General features: G+C 73.0%; 4 protein-coding genes. 1 reads left to right on the top strand and 3 read right to left on the bottom strand.

Going from position 1 to position 3,791, the window contains the following annotated elements:
* Window positions 1-546 (top strand): hypothetical protein (locus tag AB1578_22475; GenBank protein ID MEW6490663.1); only part of this gene is annotated, 546 nt, incomplete at its 5' end.
* On the opposite strand, the gene AB1578_22480 is transcribed toward AB1578_22475, so the two are convergent.
* From AB1578_22480 to AB1578_22490, 3 genes are all read right to left on the bottom strand, one after another.
* The gene (locus AB1578_22480; protein MEW6490664.1) at window positions 533-1,015 is read right to left on the bottom strand and encodes a hypothetical protein; all 483 of its coding nucleotides are present in this window, start codon (window positions 1,013-1,015) and stop codon (window positions 533-535) included. The two genes, AB1578_22475 and AB1578_22480, sit on opposite strands and share 14 nt — an antisense overlap.
* Window positions 1,016-1,292: 277 nt before the next feature.
* Window positions 1,293-2,489, bottom strand: coding sequence for a universal stress protein (locus AB1578_22485; GenBank protein MEW6490665.1), 1,197 nt, complete (start codon window positions 2,487-2,489; stop codon window positions 1,293-1,295).
* A 23-nt stretch (window positions 2,490-2,512) separates the two neighbouring features.
* A complete protein-coding gene (locus AB1578_22490) occupies window positions 2,513-3,406 on the bottom strand; it encodes a hypothetical protein (protein ID MEW6490666.1) in 894 nt (297 codons plus the stop codon).
* Window positions 3,407-3,791 lie beyond the last annotated feature (385 nt).

The raw sequence follows: 3,791 nt of genomic DNA on the forward strand, positions 1-3,791 counted from the left end.
GGCCTTGCCAAAGCGGCCTTCCTCGCCTTCGTGGCCCTGTTTGCCCTCTTGCAGATCCCCGAGCTGCGCTACGACCTGGGGCCCCGGACGCCTGCGGAGGTTTCGGGGCCGGCGGATCTGGCCCCGAGGCGGTTCCCCACGGCCGCCTTCGTGGCCGTGCGGGGCGTGCCCACCTTCGAGCACGCCTTCGTGTACCGCCGCTACGGCCTGGACCACACCTACTTCCAGCTGGAGGCCTACGGAACCCGTCTGGTGGTGCGCACCTACGAGAAGGTCACCGACGAGTGGCACGACCTCGACCGCTTCCTGGGCCGGCTCCAGCCCTTTGCCCGGCAGCCGTTCTCCTACCACGTGCGCGACATCCTGCGGGACCGGATGGGGGTGGAGATCCCCCCCGACGCCTACTTCCTGGCCCTGGACGACGTGCCCCGCCCCAGCGGGTGGCAGGTGGGGGGCGTGATCTTCTCTGCCCTCCTGTGGGGACTCCTGCTCTACCTCTTCTTCCTGCGACGGCCCCGGGCACCCGTCACCGTCACCAGGGGGTGACGGTCTGCACCCCCGTGACGAGCCACAGGAACATCCACCCCGCCACGGCCCAGAGCACCACGGTGCCCGCCGCCAGGAACATGCCCAGGAGCCGGGCGTAGATGCGGAATTCCGGGTAGAGCCGCACGAAGCTCACCTTGAGGCCCCAGATCACCATCAGGGTCACCGCCAGGGCGCCGTGGATCGCCCCCCGGGCGTCGAGCCGGTAGCCCCCCGCCGTGGCGAGCCGGCCCATCATGTCCAGGCAGATCCAGGTGATCCACGCGAAATAGACGAAGAACGCGTACCCCAGCACCCGGTGCACGGTGAGGGTCTGGCGCGCCCAGGCCTTGGGGCCCTTGCGGCCGAACAGGTGCATGGCCGTGGCGTACTCCGCCACGGCCAGCACCACGAGGCCGAAGGAAACATAGGTCTTGGTGATGGGGTCCATGGCCAGGAAGGCCCAGGTCTCGGCGGGGTCCATCGGCACCCTTCCTCCTCCCCACGAAGTGCCGGCCCGAAAGCGCCCTTCCGGTCGGCACGGAGCTCTTCGCGGTCCGGAAGCCACCACCAAGTTCTGGGGCGGGGTTCGGGAGCCCTGGAGCGCAGCCCCGTGCCGCCTCGACCGAACTGCGGCAGCTCGGCGAAACCAGTGAGCTCGGCGCACCGGCTCCCTCGGAGACGCCGCCTCTAAACATCGCGGATTGCGGGGCGGAGCGCAAGGGCTCCCGAACCCCGCTCGCCACCAGGGTGGCGAGTCGTGGCTGTCAGCTTCCCTTGGCCGACGGCATGCCCAGCTGCCGCGCCACCCGGTCGAAATCCTCGGCGCAGACGGTGCCGCGGCCCTCGGCCCGCACGCGGTCTTCCACCGCCCGGCGGGCCGCGGCCCGGGCGAAGGAGGGCACCCGCTCCAGCCGTGCCCGGGCCTCGTGGTCCCAGCAGAGCTCTTCCGAACCGCCCGATCCGGCCCCCCCTTCGGCGGGAGGCGGGGCCGCCACCAGCACGTGGCAGGGGGCCAGGCGGGCCACCGCCTCGGCGTGGGAGCCCAGATCCGAGGGGTCCTCCCGGTTGTGCCCGAAGCGCCCCACGGCCAGGAGGCTTGCCCCCCGGGCGGAAGCGTGGTCCACCAGGGCGCGGTAGGCCTTGCCCCGCAGGAGCTCCTCCCGGGGTTCCCGGCCCAGACGCCGGGCCAGCGCGCCCGCCCGTTCCAGAAAGGCCCTGTAGAGGTTGCCCAGGCCGTCGTCTACGATGCGGTCGTGGAGCTCTTCCTGCTTGCCCAGACCCACCTCGGCCTGGCGCTCGGGGGGCAGGGCCCGGGCCATGGCGCGAAAGATCGTCCGGTGCAGCTCGGGGTCGTAGGCCGCCGCCACCTCCAGCTCCCGCCCCAGGACGCCGCACCAGGCCGCGGCTCGGCGCAGCGCCGCCTCGCCCCCAGGGCTCCCGTCCACCCCGGCGAGGACCGGCCCCGGGGGAGCCGCCGCCCGCGCCACGAGCACGTCGCAGGGTGCCCTCCGGAGCACCCGCAGGGCGGTGCTCCCGAGCTGGCCGTCCCCCTGGGCCCCCAGCCCCTGGGCGCCCAGCACCACGAGCCCCACCCCCGGCTCCCGGGCCAGCCGCAGGAGCTCCACGTAGTTTCGCCCCCGCGCCACGACCTCGGAAGCGGCCGCTCCCGCCCGGGCCGCCTCTTGCAGGAACTCCTCCAGGTACCCGCGGGAGAGAGCCCGAAAGCCCTCTCCCATCAAGCCGTCGTGGGAGCGGCGCAGGTCCTCCAGGCACTCCGGTTCCCGGTAGCTCTCGGGCAGGCCCGGCTCCATCTCGCGGAACCGTTCGTCGTGGATGGCCGCGTCGTACACGTGCGCGGCGCGAACGGCGCACCCCAGGCGGCGCGCCAGCGCCAGGGCGAGCCGGGCTCCGCTTTGCGCGTCGGCCGACCCGTCGAGGGCCGCGAGGATGGTGCCGTACATGGGTCTCTCCCGCCGCTTCCCGGTCAGGGGCCCGCCAGGCGCATGGCCGCGAGGGCTTCCTCCGCCAGCTCGCGGCTCACCGACGCGTAGCCTCGCTCCAGCGCATACCTCTCCACCTCCCGGCGCACGTCGTCGCGGCGCTCGGCCGCCACCCCGTCCAGGATCCGGTCGGCACCCGGCTCCCACGGCACCCCGGGAACCCCGTTGGACTCCACCCGGACCCGCCGGGGGGTCTTGGCCCGGGCCTCGCAGACCCAGAAGACGTAGGCGAACCGGAACCGGGGCTGGGCCACGTGGAAGCCGTCGTACTCGAACAGGACCCGGGCCAGCCGCAGAAACTCGAAGCGGGGGTCGCCGGGCTCCAGGATCTCCACCGCACAGTCCACCTGGTAGCTGAGATAGGTGGGCCGGTGCCCCGTAAAGAGCAGGGCGGCCAGGGGATGGCGCCGGAGGTTCTCCAGGGTCTCCCCCTCGAAGATCTCCAGGGACCCGAGGCAGCGCGGGTCCACGGCGCTGCGGTCGAACCCGAACCGGGAAGCCGCCGCCAGCCGCTCCTCCAGGGTCTCCCGCGCGGGCCTGCCCCGGGCGCTCTCGGCGGCCCGCCGGTAGAGCGCGGAAAACTCTTCGAGCCGCTCGGGCCTGGGCAGGTACCCCACCCCCTTGTTGGCGCACCCGAAGGCAAACGCCGAGCCCCGGCGCAGGGTCACCAGCACCGGCAGGTGCTGGGCGAAGAAGTCGGCCCCGCTGCCATGGGTCGCGCCCGCGGCCAGGGCCCGGTAGGTCTCCCGCCGACCAGCGTCGATCCAGTCGAGCAGCGGCCCGGGAAGCTCGGCGCCCGGCAGGTGGAGCGCTCCCCCGTCGAGGTCGACCCGCACCTCATCCCCCTCCCGCCGCACCCGCGTCCCTGGCTCGCTCACGCCGTCACCCCGGGCGCCCGTCGCGCCGTCTCGCCCCCTGGCCTCCGGTACCACGAAAGGCGCAAGTGTACACGGGGACCGGGACGGGTGCACGCGCCGCCGTACGGGGGGCTGTTGCGATCCGTGTGGCTTTGCATGGCCGCCGAGAGGTCGGGAACGCGGCCGATTCGCCCGTAGGGGCGCACCGCGTGCGCCCGTCTTCGAGGATCACCGCAGCCCCTTGCGGGCGCACGCAGTGCGCCCCTACGGACTCACACCCCAGGCTTGGTTGCCGGCAGGACGACCCCCGCGATCCAGAAGACAGCCCGCACGAAGACCCCCCCTGGACGCAAGAAGAGACCGAAATCCATGATACTCAAAGTGTTACCGGGCGTGTTTCACGAAC

The organism is Thermodesulfobacteriota bacterium, from assembly GCA_040756475.1.
In the GTDB taxonomy this organism is placed as follows: Bacteria; Desulfobacterota; Deferrisomatia; order Deferrisomatales; family JACRMM01; genus JBFLZB01.

Bases quoted from the DNA above. Each gene is read 5' to 3' on its own strand.
- AB1578_22485 (MEW6490665.1), bottom strand. From the start codon at position 2,489: ATGTACGGCACCATCCTCGCGGCCCTCGACGGGTCGGCCGACGCGCAA.